The 2,987-nt window shown below is 73.3% G+C and carries 4 protein-coding genes and 1 pseudogene; 4 read left to right on the top strand and 1 reads right to left on the bottom strand.

What is annotated here, in order from left to right; all coding sequences use genetic code 11:
• On the bottom strand, positions 1-674 hold a 674-nt coding region (locus B0E53_RS34950), incomplete at its 3' end, for an FUSC family protein (protein ID WP_210406337.1).
• A gap of 275 nt (positions 675-949) precedes the next feature.
• On the opposite strand from B0E53_RS34950, the gene B0E53_RS34945 reads away from it, so the two are divergent.
• The 4 genes and pseudogenes from B0E53_RS34945 to B0E53_RS34930 all read left to right on the top strand — a co-directional run.
• On the top strand, positions 950-1,729 hold the full coding sequence (locus B0E53_RS34945) for a DUF3153 domain-containing protein (protein WP_246835758.1): 780 nt from the start codon (positions 950-952) through the stop codon (positions 1,727-1,729).
• Between the two features lie 107 nt (positions 1,730-1,836).
• A complete protein-coding gene (locus B0E53_RS34940; RefSeq protein WP_107079775.1) occupies positions 1,837-2,181 on the top strand; it encodes a hypothetical protein in 345 nt (114 codons plus the stop codon).
• A 12-nt stretch (positions 2,182-2,193) separates the two neighbouring features.
• Positions 2,194-2,802 (top strand): glycine zipper family protein, encoded by a 609-nt coding sequence (locus B0E53_RS34935; protein ID WP_107079774.1) that lies wholly within the window; start codon positions 2,194-2,196, stop codon positions 2,800-2,802.
• Positions 2,799-2,987 (top strand): annotated as a pseudogene (locus tag B0E53_RS34930) (carboxypeptidase regulatory-like domain-containing protein); the annotation flags it as partial. The gene B0E53_RS34935 and the pseudogene B0E53_RS34930, both read left to right, overlap by 4 nt.

Here is a 2,987-nt window from a genome sequence, read left to right as displayed (position 1 = left end):
AGCGCCTCGCCGGCGGCCTGCACCGCGCCACGCAGCCGCTCCACCCCGGCGTCGGCGTGCCGGGCCCGCTCCAGCGCGGCCAGCGCCGCCGCGTCGTCGGCCCGGTCGAGCGCCTCGGCGACCTCACCCAGCACCCCGGCCAACTCCTCGAAGGTGTGCCGGAACTCGCTGACCAGTGGGGCGAGCGGCCGGCGGGCGTCGACGAGCTGGCTGGCCACCACGGCCACCGCGCCGCCGATCAGCGCGTCGACGAACCGGAACGGGACCAGCGACTCGGTCGGTGGGGACACCACCACCAGGTAGAGCGCCGAGACGGCGGCCTGCACCACGGTCACCGAACTGGCGCCGATCGCCACGGCCAGGGCGACGGTGAGCAGGATGACGGTGAGCACCGTCCAGGTGGTCCGTGGGCCGAGCGCCTGCACCACCAGGTCGGCGACCAGCACGCCGGCCGCGACGCCGAGCACCACCTCGACCGCCCGACGCATCCGCTGGCCGCGGGCCTGGCCTAGCACGATCAGCGCGGCGGCCGGGGCGAAGAACGGCTGCGGGTGGCCGACCAGCCGGGTGGCGAGGATCCACGCGACGGTGGCGGCCAGCGTGGCCTCCACCACCGGCAGCCAGCCGCGCCGCAGCCGCCCGGCCGCCTCCCGCACCCTGCCCCACCCGGCCATCGCCCGCCTCCCGTCACGCTCGCCCACCCATCCTGCGGCCTGGCGGGGCCGGCCGGCAGCGGTGGGCGCCACCTCGGGCCGGTGGCGGCGGTCACGCCGGTTCGGCGGCTGGCACCGCGGGGCTGAGCCGAATTGCGCGGCACAACCCTTCAGAATATCGACCACGCACGTTTTCCGGGCTCGCCCGAATGGGAGAGCGGGCCGGTAAGATCGGCGACACGCGTGTGACTGATCGCTGACTGCTGGACGTGATGGCGATCACACACACTGTTCCCATGAATACGAGACTCCGCCGCAGCCGGGCACTGCGCCTCGCGGTGTGTCTCGCCCTCGTGGCGGCACTGAGCGGCTGCATGCAACTCAACCTCGGGCTGACCGTGAACACCGACGACACGGTCACCGGCCAACTCCTGCTCACCGCCGAGAAGTCCCTGCTCAAGCGGAGGAACCCGGACGTCGCGGCGGCCTTCGCCGAGCTGCGGCAGAACATCCCCTCCCTCCCCGCCGGCGCCGAGACCCGCTACGAGGACGCCACCTACTACGGCATTCAGATCGCGTACCGGAAAACGCCGTTGTCGCAATTCACCAGCGAGAGCGTGAATCTGGTCCGGGACGGCGATCTCTACCGCTTCTCACTCCCGCTGGATCCGAAGAAATACGGCGGAAAGGTGGCCGAGCAGGATCCGCGGAACCAGCAGGCTTTCATGACCTTGATGTCGTTCGAGATCTCGGTGACCTTCCCCGGCCGGGTGCTGGACACCAACGGCACGGTCAACGGCCGGTCGGTGAGCTGGAAGGTGGTCGCCAACCAGCCGAAGCCGGCCGACCTGCGGGCCGTCGCCGAGGCGCCGGCGCAACCCTCCGCCTCGGTCTCCCCGGCCGCCGCGGCCGCCGGCGGCGGGTTCCCCTGGCTGCTGGTGGTCGGCGGGGTGGTCGTGCTGCTGCTGGTCGCCGTGGTCGTCGTCCTCCTGCTCCGCCGCCCGCGCGGCCCGGTCGCCGCCGCCCCGGCCGCCCCCACCCCCGCGCCCACTCCCCCGGCCGACCGGCCGGCCTGAGCGGGCACGGCGCCGCCACCCGGGCGGTACCCGGAGCCGCAGCAGCCGGGGCCGCCGTACCACCCCACCCCGGCCGCACCACCGCACCGTCGAAAAGGGGGATCGCCGTGAACGATCTCTTCACCTGGGCCGCCCTGGGCAGCCTCACCGGCGCCAGCGCCGCCACCCTGCTCGCCACCAACGTCATCGGCGGCCTGATCGGCCCGAGCGGCGACAAGGCGCGCAAGTGGATCGCGCTGGGCTTCGCGCTCGCCCTGTCGTACCTGACCGCCGCCTTCGCCACCGACGCCGGCCCGGAAAAGTGGATCATCGCGTTCTTCAACGGGCTGGTCATCTTCTCCGCCGCGCTCGGCATCAACCAACTGCCCCCGGGCAACCGGCAGGCGACGAGCGCGTCGCCGACCCAGCTCGCGCAGAACCGCGAGCCCCGCTACATCCGATCCTGGGTCTGAGAGGTGATCCCCATGATCCTCGGCATCATCAGCGCCGCCGTCCACATCGTCCTCGGCGCCGCGCTCGGCGGGGCGGCCGGCGGCACCATCGGCCTGCTGATCGGCGCGGTGGTCGGGCTGCTCGTCGGCGCCCCGTTCGGCTGGGCGGTCGCCGCGGCCGGCACGTACGGCGCCGACCCGAAGGGGATCTTCCTCTTCGTGGTCGACCACACCTGGAGCCTGCTCAACACGGTCGCGGGCGCGCTCTACCTGGCCCTGCACCTGGTCTTCGGGCACCAGCTCGACCGGGTGGTCTCCCAGGGCAGCGGGCGGGTCAACCTCGTCGAGGGCGTCTCGCCCCGCTACGCCACCACCATCGGCACCGTCTGCGCCGGGTCCAGCCCCGGCATCCAGCGGCACGAGGACGTGCACATCTTCCAGGCGCGCCTGCTCGGCCCGCTCTACCTGCCGCTGGTCGCGCTCAACTACGTGCTGTTCACCATCGCCCCGGTGTGGCTGCTCTGGCACGACCACAGCAACGCACCGATCAACCGGTTCACCCGCTACTTCGAGATCGGCGTCTACCCGCACGTCTGGAACGAGGCCATCGCGTACCGGATCCAGGGGACCCCGCCGCGATGACCGGCGCGATCGAGGCGGCCGTCGCGGACCTCGCGGCCTGGCTGACCGGGGCGGCGGGTGACCCCGTCCCGGTCGGCCCGCCCCGCGACGACCCCGACGGCGGCCTCACCGTCTGGCCGCTGGAGCTGCGGCCGGCCCGGCAGACCGCCGGCAGCGGCGGGGCGCGCGAGCCGTACCGCTTCGTG

The sequence above is a fragment of the Micromonospora sp. MH33 genome, assembly GCF_003013775.1.
In the GTDB taxonomy this organism is placed as follows: domain Bacteria; phylum Actinomycetota; class Actinomycetes; order Mycobacteriales; family Micromonosporaceae; genus Micromonospora; species Micromonospora fulviviridis.
This window is presented reverse-complemented; position numbering and strand designations above follow the sequence as displayed.

Excerpts from the sequence above, each read along its gene's own strand:
- B0E53_RS34935 (WP_107079774.1), top strand. The coding sequence starts at position 2,194 with ATGATCCTCGGCATCATCAGCGCCGCCGTCCACATCGTCCTCGGCGCC.
- B0E53_RS34945 (WP_246835758.1), top strand. The coding sequence starts at position 950 with ATGAATACGAGACTCCGCCGCAGCCGGGCACTGCGCCTCGCGGTGTGT.